Source organism: Pseudomonas thivervalensis (assembly GCF_001269655.1).
GTDB lineage: Bacteria > Pseudomonadota > Gammaproteobacteria > Pseudomonadales > Pseudomonadaceae > Aquipseudomonas > Aquipseudomonas thivervalensis.
This window is the reverse complement of record NZ_LHVE01000002.1, coordinates 185563-207113: the sequence shown is the minus strand read 5'-3', so window position 1 is coordinate 207113 and position 21551 is coordinate 185563. Positions and strand designations below refer to the sequence as shown.

At 60.1% G+C, this 21551-nt stretch carries 8 protein-coding genes; 7 read left to right on the top strand and 1 reads right to left on the bottom strand.

The features are described from left to right. Positions 1 to 7: 7 nt before the first annotated feature. Positions 8 to 10597 (bottom strand): two-partner secretion domain-containing protein, encoded by a 10590-nt coding sequence (locus AD659_RS03540; protein WP_053118426.1) that lies wholly within the window; start codon positions 10595 to 10597, stop codon positions 8 to 10. Between the two features lie 297 nt (positions 10598 to 10894). On the opposite strand from AD659_RS03540, the gene AD659_RS03535 reads away from it, so the two are divergent. From AD659_RS03535 to AD659_RS03505, 7 genes are all read left to right on the top strand, one after another. Further along, positions 10895 to 12496, top strand: a complete 1602-nt coding sequence (locus AD659_RS03535) for an ABC transporter substrate-binding protein (protein WP_053118424.1) — start codon at positions 10895 to 10897, stop codon at positions 12494 to 12496. Between the two features lie 255 nt (positions 12497 to 12751). Beyond that, entirely contained in the window at positions 12752 to 14377 is a 1626-nt protein-coding gene (locus tag AD659_RS03530) for an ABC transporter substrate-binding protein (protein WP_053118422.1), read from the top strand. A gap of 298 nt (positions 14378 to 14675) precedes the next feature. After that, positions 14676 to 16277: an ABC transporter substrate-binding protein gene (locus tag AD659_RS03525; RefSeq protein ID WP_053118420.1), complete on the top strand. Its 1602-nt coding sequence runs from the start codon at positions 14676 to 14678 to the stop codon at positions 16275 to 16277. 168 nt (positions 16278 to 16445) lie between these two features. Then, on the top strand, positions 16446 to 17864 hold the full coding sequence (locus AD659_RS03520) for an OprD family porin (RefSeq protein WP_038856860.1): 1419 nt from the start codon (positions 16446 to 16448) through the stop codon (positions 17862 to 17864). A gap of 75 nt (positions 17865 to 17939) precedes the next feature. After that, positions 17940 to 19535 carry an ABC transporter substrate-binding protein gene (locus AD659_RS03515; protein ID WP_053118418.1) on the top strand — a complete coding sequence of 532 codons (1596 nt, stop codon included), beginning with the start codon at positions 17940 to 17942 and terminating at the stop codon, positions 19533 to 19535. Positions 19536 to 19609: 74 nt separating this feature from the next. Next, the gene (locus AD659_RS03510; RefSeq protein WP_053118417.1) at positions 19610 to 20620 is read left to right on the top strand and encodes an ABC transporter permease subunit; all 1011 of its coding nucleotides are present in this window, start codon (positions 19610 to 19612) and stop codon (positions 20618 to 20620) included. A 10-nt stretch (positions 20621 to 20630) separates the two neighbouring features. Further along, positions 20631 to 21542 (top strand): ABC transporter permease subunit, encoded by a 912-nt coding sequence (locus AD659_RS03505; RefSeq protein WP_053118415.1) that lies wholly within the window; start codon positions 20631 to 20633, stop codon positions 21540 to 21542. Positions 21543 to 21551 lie beyond the last annotated feature (9 nt).

The window sequence follows — 21551 nt, the reverse complement described above, 5'->3', positions numbered from 1 at the left end:
ATTGTCATTAGTCAATCTCGATAACACGCTTGTTATCACCCTTCATCAGAAACAAGCGCTTCAGATTTTTAATAGGACTTAATTTCAATGCACTCTCTATCGCCTCGATACTTAGGGGCGAGTCAGCGAGGTTTATCACGATATTGTCAGCTTGCTTCTGCACCTTGTAGCCTACCGTTTTCAATACTGAAATAGGGCTCGTTGAGGTCGGGGAATACACATCGGCCAGTTCTCCATTTATCCGAAGATCTGGACGCGATTCGCCTTTTTTCCCTTGGTTCGGCAATTGTTCAACGTCATATCCTGCTTTTGCAAACTCTTTCGCAGCCTCGTTCTGTCGTTGAATGGAACGCACCATATCTGGTGGAGCGTTCGGTGGCGGTATTTCTGCTTCACCTTTCAACGAACCAATCTTAGGCAAGCCACTTACTGCGGCCTCTGAGTCAGTGACCGCGCTGGAAGGGTTGCTGTTCTTGCCCGTAGAAGCTCCCGTACGTACCGCCTTGGCTTCCGTAAATTTATCCAGAGCAGCCTGAACTCTAGGCGAAAGCCCGCCTTCGCCAGCACCACGCGCACCGCCGGAGCCGGGTATGACCAGTGCAGCCAAGCTCGTTGCGTTTTCCCACTGGTCAGTGACCTTCGCCAGGTTCGTCAGGTCGTTTAGTGCACGCTCTGTCAGGGTGTCCTTGTATTGCGTGCAGAGCGTCGTCGTACAGTTAAGATCCTTCAGAGCGGTCAGCCCGCCCTGGATCGAAGTCAGCAAGGATTTGGCAAACGCGCCACTGACAGCCTTCTCCGACCAATCGGTAATTTCGTTACTGATCTTTTCGTACTGCCCCCCTATCCACGTGTTTTTCTGACAAGTCTCATTGTTACCACAGGCATTCATGTCTCCGACAAAGTCACTCATGTCATGGTGGTTGAGGTTGTTGTACTGAGTCGCATTGCCGGCAACAAACGAGCCTGTCTGCAGACTGTTCGCATCACCACCAGCCACGGCGGCAGCGGCTACCACGCCCAGCAGTTGCGAGGACATGAGCATCAGGTGGTCGCGGTATTCCGGATTCATCTGGGCCGAAAGTCTGCGCAACTGGTTGGCAAACGTCTCGTTCACACCCGCCGCCATCGCACCCACAGCGAAATCGCTTCCCGATGCTTCGGCAATCATGCCGCCTACCAATGCATGGAGAGCGATCTTCTCTGGACTGCCCGTCTTAAGCTGGAGGTTTCCCACTTGATCAAAGGAATACGCCGCCAAGGTGCTGTAGATCGTCGATTGGAGGATACCGGCCAACGTAACGTCTCGACCGAAAGCCTTGGCGATCGCAGCGGCGGATGCGTTGTTGATCAGTTGCTGACCGGCGAAATGACTCACGGCTTCGATCGATCCCAAATCGATCACCGTCTTGCCATTGACCTGCTTGGTCATGGTCATGTCGCCAAGATAATTCTCTGCTACCCCGGCAGTAATGGCAGCGATTGCAGCGTTGGTAAGACCGTCTTTGCTGGCTACCGCTTTCAAGCCGGCGCCCAGGTCGCCCTTGTTGTTGATGGTTGCAACCGCTCCAGTGGTAGCCAGGCTGGCCGCGCCTGCAAGCGTTGCACCGCTCAGGCCGGCGCCAGCCGGGCCGAGCAGGACCGTCATCAATATGGCGACGATCATTTGGGCGGCCGGGCCCATGCCCGAGTTCGCGTACTTGAAGCTGGTATGGACCTCCTGCACCTGCCGCCAGTCGATCCCGCCTTGCTCATCCAGCTCCTTGAGCCACGCCAGTTTTGGATCGGCCTTGGCCATTGCGTCGATGGATTCACTTACCGTCTGCTTGTTGATTTGCAGTACGTCTGCATGAATCTTGCCCACCGCGGTGATCACCAGATCGCCCTGGGCAGTCAGTTCGCTCTGGCGAAGGGTTTCGTCAGTGCGGCCTTTACCCTTCATGCTGAACCAGGCTGCGCTGGACTTGCTCTTCTCGTGACTCTCCTGGTGCAGGTCCTTCACGCCCTCAAAAGTGATGTCACCACCGCTGTCCACGATCAGGTCATTACCGCTGGCAAGCTTCGCCACCTGATACCGCTGATCCCCACCGCTGACCAACGTCAAATCGCCGCCTGTAGTGATCGCACTACCGACATGACGCACGTCGGTCACTTCGTCACGCTTGGTCTTCTTTTTCCCCCAACTTCCCTTGCTCTTCTTCTCGTAAAGCGAATAGTCGCTGTCGGTCTCGGCTGTTAATTCGAGCTGGTCGCCGGCATAGAGATACGCCTCGTCACCCGCACTGACGCGACTGGAGATCAATCGAAGATCCTCACCCGCGCTCATGGAAACATCGCCGCCAGCATTCAACTGGGTGCCGACCTGGCGGACATGATCCTCCTGGCGAGTCACTTTCTTGCTCTTGGAGTACGAGTGTTCCTCATTGGCAGCCGAAGCCAGGGTCACATCGCCGACTGCGTCAACGACAATGTTTCGCTTGGCCTCGAAGTTGCTGCCGATCGCGGCGAAATCGCGGCCGGCGCCCATGTCCAGGTCACGACCGGCGGTGATCTGCGAGCCGGACTGTTTGATGGACTCGCTGCGGTTGCGCTTGCCGTTCTGATAGCTGTAGGTCTGTTCGGCAGAACCTATCAGCAGGTCACGCCCAGTGCGGATCTCCACATCACGGCCGGCCTGCATCACCCCGCCAATATTGAGCAGGTCGCGCCCGACCCCGGCGATCAGGTCGTTGGACGCTTCGATGCGAGCGGCGCTGTCCAGTTTGCCTTCAACGACGTAACGGCCTTGCTGCACGGTCTGGGTGCGTTCATTTACAACATCCCCCAGCAGACTGTTCAGGCTGACATCACGTCCGTTGATGATGCCCCCGGCACCGTTGGACAAGGTATTGCCTGCCAGCAAATCGACGCGGCCGCCGGCTTGGATCAAACCACTATTGGCCAGGTCCTGGCCGGCACTGGCCGACAGATTGTTCTTGGCCCGTAGCGTCCCGCTGTTCTCTAGGTTCTGGCCGGCTATCAGTGTCAAATCCTGGCCTTCGATCAGTGCGCCAGTCGGCGCCAGGCGATCATTGGCGTGGGCCAGGTAGAGCACCGGCACGAGTACCTTCTCGCCCATGACCTCCTGCTCTTCAAGCCAGACGATGTCGTGGGTCAAGGCCGCCACTTGAGAGCCGGTCAGGGTAACGCCCACCGACAGGCCCAACTGCTGCTTGCTGGCGATGGCGTTGTCCATCAGATAACGGTAAAGCGCATCGTCAGATGTCTGGCCATCAATGAAGCGCTTGCCGGTACGAGCCGTCACCGCCTGCTGGATCATCTGCTGCTCGAAGTATCCGTCGCCCAAGCGTTTCCAGCTGGCATCCGAGTCATACCCCAACTTGTCCAGAAGATAATCCGAACTCATGAATTGCTTGAGGTCAGCCAGTGCAGGATCGGTCTCGACCAGATATTTATGCGGCTGCGGTCCGCGGTTGTTGGCCGGTAGCCCCTGGACTCGAGCGATGCTCTGCGGATTGACCACGGTGGCGGTGCTGGAGACGCCCTGCGCCGCTGCGGGAAGCACCTGCGGCAGTACCGCTGAAGCGCCAGGCTGGAAGATCGGTCCATTGCCGCCGCTCAGTTGGCTTGGGCCGGTCTGCTCCAAAGGTTGCTGGCGTTGAGCGAGGCCGATGCTGGCGCCTCCCAGGGTCCAATGGGCTGGCGACGGTGCGACGCCAGAGGCATTGGCCTGGCTTGCGGCTAGAGCGCTCAAACGGAACAAACCGCTACCGCCCGTTGGCAGAACGAAGCCTGGCAGATCCAGAGGGTTGACCTGACGCTGGGCCAGATCCGGCGGTAATTGTGCATTGATGCGCGCGGTGTTGGGGTTGACCCGACTGCTGGCCTGCGTGTTTGCCGTGCTCAGGGCTTGGCTGGAATAGCCTATGTTCTGGCGCGTAACGCCGTTGCCCAGCGTCTGGCTGGCCGTGATGTTAACCGCGCCGCCAGCCTGAATGACGGCATTGGCGGCCACGCCTGTGTTGGTTTGCGTCTCGCGTGTATCGATCAGCGTATAGCCCAGGATTTTGCTGGGTACTGCATAGCCCGAGTTAGGCCGGTAGTTCGGGTTGGCTATGCCGGTGTCCTGCCTTCCTCGGTCCACCGGTGTGATGTAACTGCCGTCGGGGTCATACCATTCTTCCTGGTAGACGAACTGGGTCTTTGAGTTGTATTTGGCGTATTCCGCGATCGCCCCGCCCTCACGCGTCAGGCTGTCCCAGACGGAGCTTCGCTCGCTGTCGTTGGGATTGCGGAACTGTCGGGTGCGCAGCACGCTCTCGGTGGACGCCCCTTCGTTGTTGAAGTTATCCGCACTGATGTCGATGGACGACGCGGCGCTGACGGTACTGTGCTTGTTCTCAAAAAGGGATGACTGCACTTTCAGCGCAGCGCCGGCATTGATTGATGCCGCTGCGGAGTCTGCCTGCACGGAACGGACGATCTCTTCAGTCAGGTAGTAGAAGAAGTCGTAGTGCCGTCCCTTACAGTTGAGGCATTGATAGGTGATGGTGCCGGAAACCAACTCTTCACTGACTGAGAACGCATCCTTGCGGTTGCTGACCGTACCGGCGTAGAGCCCCATCGCCCCACCGCTCTGCAAAGTGGCCGATACGTTGTCGATGCGGTTGGCGCGATTGAGCGCTGCATCGCCTGCTACGAGGAGGCCTCCCAGGCTGTACACCGTAGCGAAGCGATTGGTGAAGTCGCCGACCAGCAGGCGCATATCGCCGCCACTGGAAATCAAACTCTGATTACCTGCGTCCGCGCCTTCGTTGCGCAGTACCTGGCTGACCAGGTCAAGCTTGCCGGCACTGCCGATCGTGCCGCTGTTACTCAGATTGGCGGCGCTGAGGGTCAGGTCCCGGGCCGAGGTGATGCGCCCCTGATTGACCAACGTACCACCGGCCCTGACCTGCACATCGCTCGCACCGGCGATGCGTCCAGCACTCGATAGCTGTACACCCACGGCGCTCAGGCCGAAATTGCCGATGCTCGTGGCTTGGCCGCTGCCCGCGTATAGCCCGGTCAGGGCAACATCCAGTGTGCCGTTACTGGCGATCAGACCGTTATTGGTCCAGTTGCCCCCACGCCCCACTAAACTGTCGTTCGCCAGCAGTTGGCCGCTGCCAGTGAGCATCAGTTGACCGACGTCGATGTTCAGCCGCGCGGCCTGGATCACGCTGCTGTTGGTCCAGTTGGCGGCGCTCAGGGTCAGGCCGCCGAGGGTCACGATGTCACCGCCGGCACTGCCCAGGTTGGCCAAGCCGATCTGGAATTCTCCCGTACCGCCATGTAGTAGGCGGCCGCCGGCGTTGAGAAAGCTGCCGGCCTGCAAGGTCAAGTCCTGGTTGGCGACTTCCATCACGCCATTGCGGTTATCCAGCACGCCCGACAGTTGAAGGCGAGTGCTGCCGCTGCTGGCCAAAGTACGCAACTGGCCGCCCTGGTTGTTGAAGCTGGCCGCGCTCAAGCCGATGCGGCTGTCACTTTCGAGGACGCCACCGACGTTGCTCAGGGCCCCTCCCAGGGTAAAATCCAGGGTCCCGCCCGCCAACTGTCCACCCGCACCGTTATCCAGGTCGGCAGCGCTGATGTTGATCAACCCAGTGGCATAGAGCCCACCGCTGCGGTTGTTCAGGTCAGCCGTGTTGATGATGACATCGCCCGCCTGAGCCGCGATCCGCCCGCCGTTGTTGTTCAGCCCGGCCAAGGCGCGGAGGTTGAGGCGCTGGGCCTGGATCACGCCGCCCTTGTTGTTCACATCGAAGCCGTTACGCAACACGCCCACGGTACGCGCTTCCAGGGCGCCCTTGATTGCGGCGAGGGTGCCGCCGCGGTTGTCGATGTTGGCCGCCGTGACGCTGACGTCGCCGGTCTGGGCGATGAGTTTGCCGCCCTGGTTATCGAGATCTCCGCTTAACTGAAGATCGAGACCGGTCTGCCCCTGCATCTCGCCCTTACCATTGGCCAGGCTCGCGGCATCGAGTTCGATACCCGCCGTCTGGCTGTAGATCAGGCCGTTTGTATGGTTTTGCACGGCGCCGGTGGCGGTGATCGCCAGGGCTTTTTTTGCCGCGATGGTCCCGGTGTTGCTGTTGTCCAGGGAGCCGGTGGTCAGGGTCATTTGATCCTGGCTGGCGATCTGGCCGCCCTGGTTGTTGATCGCCGTCGCGCCTTTGATGGTCAGCGGGCCGGCGCTGGCGAGCTTGGCGGCGCTGTTGTCGAGTGTGCCATTGAGGTTCAGGTTGACTTCGGCGTTACCCACCAGCGTGCCCTGGCGGTTGTTTACATCGTTAGCATCGAGGGTCAGCGTTTGCTGCGCGTTGACCGCGCCGCTGACGTTCGACACGGAGGTGGCCTTGATGGTCAGGCCGGCGCCGCTGTCGATCAGGCCGCCCTGGCCGTTATCGAGCGCGCCGCTGAGGTTGAGGTTCTGCGCGCCGCCGCTGCTGAGGATGCCTTTGGTGTTATCCACCGAAACGGCTGTCACACCGAGGCTGCCCTGACTGACCAGCGCACCGCCGTTGCCGTTGAGCAGGTTGCCCAGCAGGTTGAGGTTCACGTTGCCGTTGCGGCTGGACAGCGTGCCGTTGTTTCGGTTGTCCAGGCTCGTGCCTTTGACGAGCAGTCCTTGCCACCCGGAGATCAAACCGTTCTGGTTGACCAACGCTTGGCCGTCGAGGCCCAGGTTCTGGCTGCTGATCAGCTTGCCGCCGCTGTTGTCCAGCGTGCGGCCTTTGAGGTCGAAACTCTGGCTGCTGGAGATTTCGCCGCCCTGGTTGTTCAGGTCGCGCAAGGCGTTGAACGTCAGCGGACCTTTGGCGGTGATCAAACCGTTGCGATTGTTCAGGTCGCCATTGCCCAGGTTCAGGGTGACGGCTTTTTCGCCGAGCAGGCGGCCGCCGTCTTGCGTCAGCGATGCCAAGGTCAGGTTGATGTCGCCCTTGGCCGAGACTTCGCCGCCAACGCTGGAGTCCAGGGAGTCGGCGTCGACGGTGAGGTCGCCTTGGGCGTTGATCAGGCCGTTGGCGCTGTTGTTCAGGGCCATGGCGTTGAGGACCAACGCGCCGCCGGCCAATACGCTGCCGCCCTGGTTGTTCAGGTTGCCGCTGTTAAGGGTGAGCAGTTGCGCGGCGCTGATCAGGCCTTGGTCCTGGTTATCGAGCTGTTGATCGATGGTCAGGACGAGGTTGCCGCGACTGGTGACGGTGCCGCCGTTGTTGTTCAAGCTTTGTGCGTGGGTATCGACGGTGGCCGCACCGATCATGCCTTTGACGTTGTTCAACGCTTGGGCGATGCGCAGGGTCATGCCTTGGCTGCTCAGCAGTTTGCCGTTGTCGTTGGTGAGGTTTTGCGCCGCCAGGGTAAAGGCTTCAGCGCTGGAGATTTCGCCGCCCTGGTTGTTCACGCCGTTGAGGTTTTTCAGCAGCAGCGTGCCCGGGGCGTTGATCAGACCGCTCTGGTTGTTGAGCTGGCCGTTGTTCATGTCCAGGCTCAGCGAGGCATTGCTGAACAGCTTGCCGCCCTGCTGATCCAGTCTGGTAACCGACGCCGTCAGCGCACCTTGGCTGCCGATGCTTCCGCCATCCTGGTTGGTGACCTGGCCCGCGACGAGGTTCAGCGTGCTGGCGCTGTTGAGGCGGCCATTCTGGCTGTTATCGAAAGCACCGGTGGTGACGTCCACCGCGCCCTTGGCGCTGATGTGGCCCTGCTCGCGGTTGTCCAGCGCGGCGCTGGTCAGCAGCAACGCGCCATCGGTGACCAGTTCGCCGCCCTGGTTGTCGAGCCGTCCCAGGCTGTGCACGGTCAGGTCCTTGGCGCTGGACAGGCTGCCGCCGGTGTTGGTCAGGTTGGCGGCGGTGACATCCAGCGAACCTTCGCTGCTGAGCTGGCCTTGGCTGTTGAGCAGGTCGCGGCTCAGGTCGATACGCTGGTTCTGCTGGCTGATCAGGTAACCGCCGCTGTTGTCGAGGGAGCCGCCATCCAGCTCGAGTCCAGCCTTGGCACTGAGCAGGCCTTTGGTGCGGTTGAGCAGTTTATCGACCGTCAGCTTCAGCGCCTGGCCGGCGAACACCTGGCCGCCATCGCTGTTGTCGAGGTTCTGGCTGACCAGCGTGACGTCTGCGTTGCTCGACAGCTCACCGCCACGGTTGTCGAGGTCGTCGACATCGAGATCCAGCGCTTTTGTCGCGCCGATCAAACCGGCTTGGCGGTTGTCGAGGCTGGTCGCCTTCAGCGTCAGGGCATCGGTGCTGATCAGGGTGCCTTGACGGTTATCCACGGTGTTGACGGTGGCGTTGAGCCCGGTCTTGCCGACGATCTCCCCGACACGGTTGTCCAGGCCCTCGGCAGCCAATAGCAGCGCGCCGTCGGCGATCACTGAGCCGCGTTGGTTGTCGAGCAGCGTGTCGACCGTCAGATCGAGTCGGCCGCGACTGCTGATCAGGCCATCGCTGTTGTCCAGGCGGTTGCTGCGACTGTCCAGCGATGCCGCCGAGATGGCGCCGCGGGCGTTGTTCAGTACTTGGGCAATGCTGAGCATCAGGCCTTGATTGCTCAGCAACTTACCGCCGCTGTTATCCAGATTCTGTGCGGCCAGGGTGAACGCTTGTTTGCTTGAGATTTCGCCGTTCTGGTTGTTCGCGCCCTTGAGGTTGTTCAGCAGCAATGCACCCGAGGCGTTGATCAGGCCGCCCTGGTTGTTCAACTGGCCCTGGTTCATGTCCAGGCTGAGGCTGGTGTTGCTGAACAGTTCGCCGTCCTGTTGGTCCAGGCCAGTGACACTGGCGTCCAGGGCCTTGGCACTGGCAATGCGGCCGGCAGCGTTATTCACCTGGCCGGCCTTCAGTTGCAGCGTGTCGCTGCTGATCACGCTGCCCTGCGCGTTGAGCAGTTGCCCGGCCAGGTTCAGGTTCAGCCCTTGGGCCGAAAGCGAGCCCTGGCGGTTATCCAGCGACCCGGCAATCAACTGAGCGTTTTTGCTCGCCGTAAGCCGCCCGCCCTGGTTGTTTATCTGGCCGCTGGCGGTGATGTTGAGCATCTGCCCTGCCGCCACCAGACCCGCGACGTTATCCAGCGAGGCAACACGCAACGTGAGGTTGCTCAGGCTGCTGAGTTCGCCGGCGCTGTTGATCAACTGCCCGACATCGGCCGTCAGGTTGCCATTGCTGCTGACAATGCCTTGGGTGTTGAGCAGCTTGTCGGCGCTGACGTTCAATGCGCCGCTGCTCAGCACCCGGCCCTTGTTCTGGTTGTCCAGCGTCCCGGCTTTTATCGTGGCGGTTTGCCCGGCGCTGAGCGTTCCGCCCTGGTTGTTCAATGTCTGCGCGACGTTCGCCGTAAGATTACGGCTGGCAACGATGCTCTTGCCGTGGTTATCGAGCGTATTTGCAGTAACGCTCACATCCCCCGAAGCATTACGCGTGTTATCCGCATTCACCCCCGCTTCAATAATCCCGTTGTTGCTCAACTGCCCACCGGCACTGAGGCTGATGCCATCGCGCGCCGCCAACGTCTGTCGGTTGACCAGATCACCCTGAACCTGCGCATTCAGCGTCGTCCCGGCATAAACCGGTCCCTTCACATCAACGCTCGCAGCCTTGACGTTAACCGCCCCACTGGCCGAGGTATCAACCATGCTCAAATGCCCATTGGCATCAAGCTGAATGTCACCGCCGCTGGCAATCAACTTGCCGTCCAGCTTCACCCCAACCCCAGCCTCAGTGCCGACCAACTTGATCGCCCCGGCGTACATCCCGCCCAACGCCGACGAGTCGATCGCCAGTTCCGGCTTGGCGCTGCCGTCATCAGCACGAGCGGTTGCGCTCAAAGTGTCGGCGTTGACGTCGTTACGACCCGCGACAATCGTCAGGTTCTTGGCCTGGATCTCGGCGTTGATCTTCGCGCTGCGGGTGATGATTTCAAAGTGGTCGACGTTGCTGGCATTGAGGCCCGCGCCTTCGATGGCGACGCTGCCCTGGTCGACCTGGTAGCGATCCAATCGACCGTTTTCCACCACCGGTTTGCCGGTGCTCAAGGTCACTTTCGGGCTGTTGATGAAGCCGCAGCCGTTGCAGCTGATGCCATACGGGTTGGCAACGATGACGTGGGCCGACTGCCCCGCCACTTCGGTGTAGCCGCGCAACTGGCTGGGGTTGCCGCCGTTGACTTCGTTGAGGATGGTTTGCGCAGCGGCGCCCTGCAGGTTCGGGTTGCCGAGGATGATCCCGCCCAGTTGCGTGGACTGCGTACGGGATGTGGCGTTGTTGAGGATCACGCCGTTGCTGTCGACGTTGTAGTCCTTGAACTGGTTGTGCGACAGGCCGTTGGCGTTGGGCTTGGCGATGTTGACGATGGGCACGCCATTGCCCGCGCGGTCCAGGCCGGTGCCGGGCGCGCTGACCACGATGCCCTCGGCCTGGGCCCACATCGGTTGCCAGAACATGACGTTGACCAGCAAAAACGCCAGGCCGCGCTTGGGCATGCCGAGGAACCGCTCGCGGTTTTTCAGGGCAGCAGAAGGTTGGCGGGCCAGGAAGGCGTATTGGCGGTCGTCCATGATCGGGTCTCGTTGCAGCGCAATTTTAAAGGAGGTCATCCGTGCGAGGCCGGTGGCCGAAAAGCCAGACACGACCTCGTTCACAAGGCAAGGAAGACGTTCGTCATCCTCTGCCCAGAAAGCAATATCAAAATAGTGGCGCGATACTAGATAGCCATTATTCCGGCGTCAATTAAATATTGCTGAGAAATTCGGTATGCCCAAACCCAGGGGTGCCCCTTACTTTTGGATATTTCCTACATCCCAGTCCCAACCGCTAGTCTTCGGAAAAACCTTCGTCACGCCCCAAGGGATTTCATGGACAGAACCACTTTAAAGCCCCTCTTGCTCGCGTTCGCGTTGATCAGCGCAGCGCCATTGGCCCAAGCCGCCACCACCCTGGTCTACTGCTCCGAAGCCAGCCCAGCCGGGTTCGACCCCAGCCAATACACCAGCGGCACCGACTTCGATGCCTCGGCCGAAACCGTCTTCAACCGCCTCACCCAGTTCAAGCGCGGCGGCACCGAGGTCGAGCCCGGCTTGGCGACCCGCTGGGACGTGTCCACCGATGGCCTGGCCTACACCTTCCACCTACGCGAGGGTGTGAAATTTCATACAACCGAGTTCTTTACCCCAAGCCGCGACTTCAACGCCGACGACGTGCTGTTCACGTTCCAACGCCTGCTCGACCCACAACACCCGTTCCGCCAGGCCTACCCCACCGAATCGCCGTATTTCACCGACATGGGCCTGAACACCACGATCAAGAGTGTCGAGAAGGTCGACGAGCACACCGTGCGTTTCAGCCTGAACAACGTCGATGCGGCATTCGTGCAGAACCTGGCGATGAGTTTTGCCTCGGTGCAATCCGCCGAACACGCGGCGCAGCTGTTGAAGGAAGGCAAGGCCGGCGACCTGAACCAGAAACCCGTCGGCACCGGGCCGTTCGTGTTCAAGCGCTACCAGAAGGATTCGCAGATCCGCTACGTCGCCAACACCGCGTACTGGAAACCCGAGGACGTGAAGCTCGACAATCTGATTTTTTCCATCACCCCGGACGCCGCCGTGCGCCTGCAAAAGCTCAAGCGCGGCGAATGCCAGGTCAGCGGCTATCCACGCCCGGCCGACATCGAGGTGATCGAACAGGATCCCAACCTGCAAGTGCTCAAGCAGCCCGGTTTCAACCTGGGTTTCCTGGCCTACAACGTCACGCACCCGCCTTTGGACCAGCTCAAGGTCCGCCAGGCGCTGGACATGGCCATCGACAAGCCGGCGATCATCAAGGCCGTGTACCAGAGCGCCGGGCAACTGGCGCAGAACGCCTTGCCGCCGCCCCAATGGTCGTTCGACCCGGCCATCCAGGACGCGCCCCACGACGTGACCAAGGCCAAGGCGCTACTCAAGGAGGCCGGGGTTGCGCCGGGTACTACCATCGATTTATGGGCAATGACGGTGCAACGCGCGTCCAACCCCAATGCACGCATGTCGGCACAGATGATCCAGCAGGATTGGGCCAAGATCGGGATAAAGGCCAACATCGTCAGCTATGAATGGGGCGAGTACATCAAGCGTGCGAAAAATGGTGAGCATGACGCAATGATCTACGGCTGGACCGGCGACAACGGCGACCCTGACAACTGGCTAGGGGTGCTGTACAGCTGCTCGGCGGTCAAGGGCAGCAACTACGCCAAGTGGTGCGACCCAGCGTATGACCGCCTGATCCAGCAGGCCAAGGTCTCGACGGACCGCCAGCAACGGATCGATTTGTACCAACAAGCGCAGAAAATCCTCAAGCAACAGGTGCCGATCACCCCGATCGCCAACTCCACGGTATTCCAGCCGATAAACAGGCAAGTGGTGGATTTCAAACTCAGCCCATTCGGCCTCACACCCTTCTACGGCGTGGGTTTGAAGAAGTAACACCCGCCCATTTCCGGTGCGTTACAGCCAGGCAGCGCACCGGGAAAGGGCGTGATTTGCCCCGAAAAAACACGCGCAAACGATCAAATGCGTCAGAAGTTACACAGATGCGACATTAAGGTACGTTCGTGCCACTGTTTCAGACTTGTAACCGCTCTGGATCTTGCATTGGGTATGGGGCCTGCATAAGTATCCGCAGGACGACTCACGAGGTCGCCCTCAAATCCAAAAATGACAACAAATCATGAGGCCAACATGCTTAAACACGCGGTCATTCCGTTTTTAGTCGGCGCAGGCTTGTTAGCCAGCGCTCCCTTCGCTTCCGCCGCGACTAACCTGGTGTTCTGCTCCGAAGGCAGCCCGGCCGGTTTCGACCCTGGTCAGTACACCACCGGAACCGACTTCGACGCCTCTGCAGAAACCATGTTCAACCGCCTGACCCAGTTTGAGCGCGGCGGCACCGCCGTGATTCCTGGCCTGGCGACCAAGTGGGATATTTCCGAAGACGGCTTGACCTATACCTTCCACCTGCGTGAAGGCGTCAAGTTCCACACCACCCCGTATTTCAAGCCGACTCGTGAATTCAATGCCGACGACGTGCTGTTCACGTTCAATCGCATGATCAGCAAGGACGACCCTTTCCGTAAGGCGTATCCAACCGAATTCCCGTACTTCACCGACATGGGGATGGACACCAACATCACCAAGGTCGATAAAGTCGACGACCACACCGTCAAGTTCACCCTGAAAGATGTCGACGCTGCGTTCATCCAGAACCTGGCCATGAGCTTCGCCTCGATCCAGTCCGCCGAATACGCCGCCCAGTTGCTCAAGGACGGCAAAGCCTCCGACATCAACCAGAAGCCGGTCGGCACTGGCCCGTTCGTGTTCAAGAGCTACCAGAAAGACTCCAACATCCGCTACACCGGGAACAAGGACTACTGGAAGCCTGACGACGTGAAGATCGACAACCTGATCTTCGCCATCACCACCGACCCATCGGTGCGCATGCAGAAACTCAAGAAGAACGAATGCCAGATCACCCTCTTCCCACGCCCGGCCGACCTCAAGGCCCTGAAGGAAGACAAGGCACTGAAGATGCCTGACCAGGCGGGTTTCAACCTGGGCTACATCGCCTACAACGTGATGGACAAGATCAAGGGCAGCAACGAGCCGAACGTGCTGGCTGACCTGAAAGTCCGCCAGGCGCTGGACATGGCGGTCAACAAGCCGCAGATCATCGACTCGGTCTACCAGGGCGCCGGCCAACTGGCCGTCAACGCCATGCCACCGACCCAATGGTCCTACGACACCACCATCAAAGACGCCAAGTACGACCCTGAGAAAGCCAAGGCGCTGCTCAAGGAAGCCGGCGTCAAGGAAGGCACCAACATCACCCTGTGGGCGATGCCGGTGCAGCGTCCATACAACCCGAACGCCAAGCTGATGGCCGAGATGCTGCAGTCCGACTGGAAGAAGATCGGCCTGAACGTCAACATCGTCAGCTACGAATGGGGCGAGTACATCAAGCGTTCCAAAGGCGGTGAGAACCAGGCGATGATCATCGGCTGGAGCGGCGACAACGGTGACCCGGACAACTGGCTCAACGTGCTGTTCGGCTGCGACTCGCTGGCCGGCAACAACTTCTCCAAATGGTGCGACAAGAAATTCGACGGCCTCGTGAAAGAAGCCAAGCGCACCACCGACCAGGCCAAGCGCACCGAACTCTACAAACAGGCACAACACGTCCTCAAGAACGCCGTGCCAATGACACCTATCGCTCACTCGACGGTGTATCAACCCATGCGCGCCAACGTGCAGGATTTCAAGATCAGCCCCTTTGGCTTGAACTCCTTCTACGGCGTCAGCGTCAGCAAATAATGATCAGCAATGGCGGCGTCCTTGACGTCGCCGTTGCTTTTTCTGCCGAGCCCCAAGGAAACCGCCGCCTCCAAAAGCACCGCCCACCGCGGTTGGCTTAGGACGCATCGCCTTTTCCCACAGGTCTTCCAGGCGTTACGCATTTACTGCCTTGCCCGCGACTCATAACGTCGGGACGGCCGGTTTGCTGACCCTGTGGCAACGCTGTTTACGCAATGGAATGAGCCCAGTGCACCGGACCTGCCCCCGCAAGGACACCGGTTCACTGTCAAACACCCCGAACGAGAGAGGGAGCGTCATGCGCCATACCTTGGTTTTATCCGCATTGCTGGGCACCGGCCTGCTGGCCGCGACATCCGCCACCCAAGCCGCCGGCGGCAGCCTGGTGTTCTGTTCCGAAGGCAGCCCTGCCGGTTTCGACACCGCGCAATACACCACGGCCACCGACAACGATGCCGCCGAACCGCTGTACAACCGCCTGGCCGAGTTTGAAAAAGGCGCGACCAATGTCGTCCCGGGCCTGGCGACGAGCTGGGACATTTCCGAAGACGGTTTGAAATACACGTTCCACCTACGCGAAGGAGTGAAGTTTCATACGACTGATTACTTCACGCCGACCCGGGATTTCAACGCCGAAGACGTGCTGTTCACCTTCAACCGCATGCTTGATCCGCAGCATCCGTTTCGCAAGGCCTACCCCACCGAGTTCCCCTACTTCAACGGCATGAGCCTGAACAAGAACATCGCCAAGGTGGAAGCGACCGGGCCGTTGACCGTGGTCATGACCCTCAACAGCGTGGACGCCGCGTTCATCCAGAACATCGCCATGAGCTTCGCCGCGATCCTGTCGGCCGAATACGCCGACCAGTTGCTCAAGAGCGGCAAGCCGAGCGACATCAACCAGAAGCCGATCGGCACCGGGCCGTTCGAGTTCAAGAGCTACCAGAAAGACTCCAACATCCGCTACGTCGCCAACAAACAGTACTGGGCGCCAGAACGGGTGAAACTGAACAACCTGATCTTCTCCATCAACACCGATGCCTCGGTACGGGTGCAGAAGCTCAAGGCCAATGAATGCCAGGTTACCCTGCATCCACGTCCGGCCGACGTGCCAGCCTTGAAGAATGACCCCAAGCTGCAACTGATCGAGAAGCCCGGCTTCAACCTCGGTTACATCGCCTATAACACCCGCCATAAGCCATTCGACCAGGTCGAAGTGCGTCGGGCCCTGGACATGGCGGTGAACAAACAGGGCATTCTCAATGCCGTGTACCAGGGCGCGGGACAACTGGCGCAGAACGCCATGCCGCCGACCCAATGGTCCTACGACGACACCATCAAGGACACGCCCTACAACCCGGAAAAAGCCAAGGAGTTGCTCAAGGCCGCCGGGGTCAAGGAAGGCACCGAAATCACCCTCTGGGCCATGCCCGTGCAGCGCCCGTACAACCCCAACGCCAAGTTGATGGCCGAGATGCTCCAGGCGGATTGGGCGAAGATTGGCTTGAAAGTGAAGATCGTCAGCTACGAATGGGGCGAGTACATCAAGCGCACCAAGAATGGCGAGCACGACATCAGCCTGATCGGCTGGACCGGTGACAACGGGGACCCGGACAACTGGCTCGGCACGCTGTACAGCTGCGATGCCATTGGCGGCAACAACTACTCCATGTGGTGCGACCAGGATTACGACAAGCTGATCAAGCAGGCCAAGGTCGTCACCGACCGCGACCAGCGCACCGTGCTCTACAAACAGGCCCAGCAGTTGCTCAAGCAGCAAGTGCCGATCACCCCTGTTGCCCACTCGACGGTCAACCAGCCGCTGAGTGCCAAAGTCGAAGGGTTCAAAGTCAGCCCCTTCGGTCGCAATGTCTTTTCGGGCGTCAGCCTGAACCCATAACCGTTAGCCACACAGCGCGGGCTTCCTTTGGAAGCCCCACGTCGACGTCTTGCCGTAATTCGCCAATCAGGCACCCAGCAAACGTTTGCCAGCTGTGAATGAGTTGTAAACCGATAGCCGAATCACCCAAAAAGATCGGCATAAAAAAGAAAGAAAGGAGCGTTACCGATGAAACTGAGCAGCACCGCGATACTGGCCTTGGCCATCAGCAGCATTAGCGCAACGGCGTTTGCAGAATCCCAAAGCCAGGCGGTCACCCCGGTGACCCTCAAGACCACTAGCGAGCAAAGCGAAGCCAAAGGTTTCATCGAAGGCCAATCGGTGACGGGGTCCACCCGTAACTGGTACGCCAATGAGCAATTCAAGCGTGGTGCCAAACTGTCCTACCGTCAAAACGGTGAAACGCGTCAAACCGACCGCCGTATCAACTGGCTGCAGGGCACTATCATCAAGTACAACTCGGGTTTCACTGAGGGCACGGTAGGCTTCAGCACCGAGGTAGCCGCCTACAATGCCATCGCCCTGGAGCGAGACCGAAAGAACCTCGCATCCGGGAATGGCGGAGCTCCAATTCCAGGTGTTGGCGGCCGAGGCAACAACCGCACCCTGACTGAGAATGGCGGCGACGCTCAGGACCAATGGAGCAAATTGGGTCTGGCAAACGTTAAGGCCCGTATTTCTAACACCACCCTCACCGCGGGACGGCAGAATTTCAGCAGCCCAATGGTCGATGTGATCGGCAACCGTGCTCTGCCCTCCAGCTTCCAAGGTGTGAGCCTGCATAGCGAAGAGCTGGAAAATCTGTCATTCGACCTGGCCACGTTCGATAGAAACTCCCCACGTACAGAGGAAAGCCAGCGTAAGTTCCGTGCAGAATATGCTGATCACCTTGTTGAAATCGATCACGTATACACCGCCGGCATCAGTTACCAGCCTCTCGCCAGCCTGACCACCAGTCTGTGGGCAACTCAGGCCGAGGACATGTGGAACCAATACTACTTCGGCGCTAGCCATGTTTTGGGTGACAGCTCCGTGCTAAGCCTGACCACGGGTCTGAACTACTACAAAACCGTGGACGAAGGCAAAGCCGTCCTGGGTGACATTGACAACGACACCTACTCCCTATCGTTTGGCCTGACGCACCAAGCTCACAGCCTGACCTTCTCGTACCAGGAAGTGAACGGTAACGAGTACTTCGACTACCTGCACGAAACCAACGGCATCTACCTGGCCAACTCCCTGCTGTCGGACTTCAACGGCCCGAACGAAAAATCCTTCCAGATCGCCTACGGCCTGAACATGGCCGAATATGGTGTGCCGGGGCTGAAGTTCAACATCTACCAGGCGCGCGGCTGGGGCATCGACGGTACTCATTACAAAGGTGGCGAATATGCCAGCGTGCAGTCGATGGACGGTGAACACCATTACGAATACGGCATCGGCGCATCCTATGCCGTACAGAGCGGCCCACTGAAAGCCACCGCGATCCGTGCGACCTACACCGCACACCGCGCCAGCGAAAACCAGGCCGACGGCAGCCTCAACGAGTTCCGCCTGGTCACCACCATCCCGTTCAACATTCTCTAAACTGCCACCGGGCGGTCGACTCACAAGGTCGCCCGCCCGGTCTTTTGCCATTGACCCGATTGCAGAGGATTGACGATGAACATGATTCCCCTACGCGCCGCCATCGCCGCCGCATTGCTGAGCGTCGCCGTTGGCGCCACGGCCAAACCCTTGGTGGTTTGCACAGAAGCCAGTCCGGAAGGCTTCGACATGGTCCAGTACACGACTGCAGTCACCGCCGACGCCGTGGCGGAAACCATTTTCAATCGCCTGGCCGACTTCAAGCCTGGCACCACCGAAGTGATTCCGGCCCTGGCCGAATCCTGGGACATCAGTGACGATGGCCTGACGTACACCTTCCACCTGCGCAAAGGCGTCAAGTTCCACACCACCGACTACTTCAAGCCGACCCGCGACATGAACGCCGACGACGTGGTCTGGAGCTTCCAGCGCCAGTTGGACCCGAATCACCCGTGGCACAAACTGTCGAGCGTGGGCTTCCCCTACTTTGAAAGCATGGGCTTCAAGGAGCTGCTCAAGAACGTCGAGAAAGTCGACGAGCACACGGTCAAGTTCACCCTGACCCGCCGCGAAGCGCCGTTCCTGGCCGACATCGCCATGGCCTTCTCGTCGATCTACCCGGCCGAATACGCCGACCAGTTGCTCAAGGCCAACAAGACCGGCGACCTCAACAGCAAGCCGATCGGCACCGGGCCATTCGTGTTCCAGCGCTACAACAAGGACGCCCAGGTGCGCTTCAAGGCCAACCCGGACTACTTCCGTGGCAAGCCGCCGGCCGATGCGCTGGTACTGGCCATCGCCACCGACAACAATGTGCGCATGCAGAAACTCAAGACCAACGAGTGCCAGATCGCGCTGTACCCTAAACCCGATGACATCCCCAGCATCAAGAAAGACCCGAACCTGAAGGTCACCGAGCTGGACGCGATGACCGTTTCCTACACCGCAATGAACACCAGCCACAAATACATGAGCGACGTGCGGGTGCGCAAAGCCATTGACCTGGCCTTCGACAAGGAAGCCTACGTCAACGCGCTGTTCGGCAAGGGCAACGCCACCGTGGCGGTCAACCCGTACCCGCCGACCCTGCTGGGCTTCAACCACGATCTGAAGAACCCGACCCGCGACCTGGACAAGGCCCGCCAGTTGCTCAAGGAAGCCGGCGTGCCGGAAGGCACCGTGTTCACCCTGTTCACCCGCAACGGCGGCGGCCCGACCAACCCCAACCCGATGCTCGGCGCGCAGATGATGCAGGCGGACCTGGCGAAGGTCGGGATCAAGGTCGACATCCGCGTGATGGAATGGGGCGAAATGCTCAAGCGCGCGAAAAACGGCGAACACGACATGGTCTCCGCCGGATGGGCGGGCGACAACGGCGACCCGGATAACTTCCTGACGCCTATGCTCAGTTGCGAGGCCGCCAAGAACGGCGAAAACTACGCGCGCTGGTGCAACGAGAAATTCCAGGCGCTGCTCGACCAGGCACGCGCCACAGTGAACCCCGAGGAGCGCGCCAAGCTCTATGAACAGGCCCAGGTGCTTTTCAACCAGGACCAGCCATGGATCAGCATGGCCCACACCCGCATGTTCACGGCAATGCGCAACAACGTAGAGGGCTATGTGATTAGCCCGCTCACCACCAACAACTTCGCCACCACCCAGGTGAAGTAGATAAGAAAACGCCCGGCAACCTTCACCCAAGGATTGCCGGGCACGCCTAACCGGCTGATGAGGTACACCTGAAGATGTTTAGTTTTATTGCCCGCCGACTGGGATTATTGATCCCCACGTTCTTCGGCATCACCTTGCTGACCTTCGCGTTGATTCGCATGATCCCCGGCGACCCCGTGGAAGTGATGATGGGCGAACGTCGGGTCGATCCCGAAATGCATGCACAGGCAATGGAACGCCTTGGCCTCAACAAACCGCTGTATGCCCAATACCTGGACTACATCGGCAAACTGGCCCAGGGCGATCTCGGCGAATCGCTGCGTACCCGTGAAAGCGTATGGACCGAGTTCAGCTCCCTGTTTCCCGCGACCCTGGAACTGTCCATGGCCGCCCTGTTGTTCGCCGGTATCCTGGGCCTGCTGGCCGGGGTGATCGCGGCACTCAAGCGAGGATCCCTGTTCGACCATGGGGTGATGGGCATCTCCCTGGCGGGGTATTCAATGCCGATCTTCTGGTGGGGCCTGATCCTGATCATGTTCTTCTCGGTGTCCCTGGGCTGGACACCGGTGTCGGGGCGGATCGACTTGCTCTACGACATCGAGCCGAAAACCGGCTTCATGCTGATCGACACGCTGCTGGCCGACGAGCCGGGCGCGTTCCTCGATGCCCTGCATCACCTGATCCTGCCGGCCATCGTGCTGGGCACCATTCCGCTGGCGGTGATCGCCCGCATGACCCGCTCTTCGATGCTCGAAGTGCTGCGCGAAGACTACATCCGTACCGCCAAGGCCAAGGGCCTGTCGCCGTCGCGCGTGGTGTTCGTGCATGGCCTGCGCAACGCGCTGATCCCTGTGCTGACCGTGGTCGGCCTGCAGGTCGGCACGCTGCTGGCCGGTGCGGTCCTGACCGAAACGATCTTCTCCTGGCCGGGCATCGGCAAGTGGCTGATCGAAGCCATCGGCGCCCGGGACTATCCCGTGGTGCAGAACGGCATCCTGTTAATCGCCTGCCTGGTGATTCTGGTCAACTTCGTCGTGGACATCCTCTACGGCTTTGCCAACCCACGCATCCGTCACCAGCGCTGAGATCAAAACCATGAGTACTCCAACTACCGCGGTAGCAGTCGATCAAAGCCTGCTGTACCCATCCCCGTACAAAGAATTCTGGCAAGCGTTTTCCCGCAACAAGGGCGCCGTCGCCGGGCTGCTGTTCATGATCCTGATCGTGTTCTGCGCGATCTTCGCCCCGTGGGTCGCGCCTCACGACCCGAGCGAGCAATACCGTGACTTCCTGCTGACGCCGCCGGCGTGGCTTGAGGGCGGGCAGATCCAGTTCCTGCTGGGCACCGACGAGCTGGGCCGCGATCTGCTGTCGCGCCTGATCCAGGGTTCGCGCCTGTCGCTGCTGATCGGCTTGTCGTCGGTGGTGATGTCGCTGATCCCGGGCATCCTGCTGGGCCTGTTCGCCGGGTTCTTCCCGCGCCTCCTCGGCCCGACCATCATGCGCCTGATGGACATCATGCTCGCCCTGCCGTCCTTGTTGCTGGCCGTGGCGATCGTCGCCATCCTCGGCCCAGGCCTGATCAACACCGTGATCGCCATCGCCATCGTCTCGCTGCCGTCCTACGTGCGCCTGACCCGCGCCGCCGTGATGGGCGAACTGAACCGCGACTACGTGACTGCCGCCCGCCTGGCCGGTGCCGGCCTGCCGCGCCTGATGTTCATCACCGTGCTGCCCAACTGCATGGCACCGCTGATCGTCCAGGCGACCTTGAGCTTTTCCTCGGCGATCCTCGACGCCGCCGCCCTGGGCTTCCTCGGCCTCGGCGTCCAGCCACCGACCCCGGAGTGGGGCACCATGCTGGCCTCGGCCCGCGACTACATCGAACGCGCCTGGTGGGTCGTGAGCCTGCCTGGATTGACCATTTTGCTCAGCGTGCTGGCAATCAACCTGATGGGCGACGGTCTGCGCGATGCGCTGGACCCGAAACTCAAGAATGCCGCCTGAGGAGATTCC

What these genes read in the sequence shown, in the direction of transcription:
- AD659_RS03530 (WP_053118422.1), top strand. Translation starts at nt 12,752, where the DNA reads ATGCTTAAACACGCGGTCATTCCGTTTTTAGTCGGCGCAGGCTTGTTA.
- AD659_RS03535 (WP_053118424.1), top strand. Translation starts at nt 10,895, where the DNA reads ATGGACAGAACCACTTTAAAGCCCCTCTTGCTCGCGTTCGCGTTGATC.
- AD659_RS03525 (WP_053118420.1), top strand. Translation starts at nt 14,676, where the DNA reads ATGCGCCATACCTTGGTTTTATCCGCATTGCTGGGCACCGGCCTGCTG.
- AD659_RS03540 (WP_053118426.1), bottom strand. Translation starts at nt 10,597, where the DNA reads ATGGACGACCGCCAATACGCCTTCCTGGCCCGCCAACCTTCTGCTGCC.
- AD659_RS03505 (WP_053118415.1), top strand. Translation starts at nt 20,631, where the DNA reads ATGAGTACTCCAACTACCGCGGTAGCAGTCGATCAAAGCCTGCTGTAC.
- AD659_RS03510 (WP_053118417.1), top strand. Translation starts at nt 19,610, where the DNA reads ATGTTTAGTTTTATTGCCCGCCGACTGGGATTATTGATCCCCACGTTC.
- AD659_RS03520 (WP_038856860.1), top strand. Translation starts at nt 16,446, where the DNA reads ATGAAACTGAGCAGCACCGCGATACTGGCCTTGGCCATCAGCAGCATT.
- AD659_RS03515 (WP_053118418.1), top strand. Translation starts at nt 17,940, where the DNA reads ATGAACATGATTCCCCTACGCGCCGCCATCGCCGCCGCATTGCTGAGC.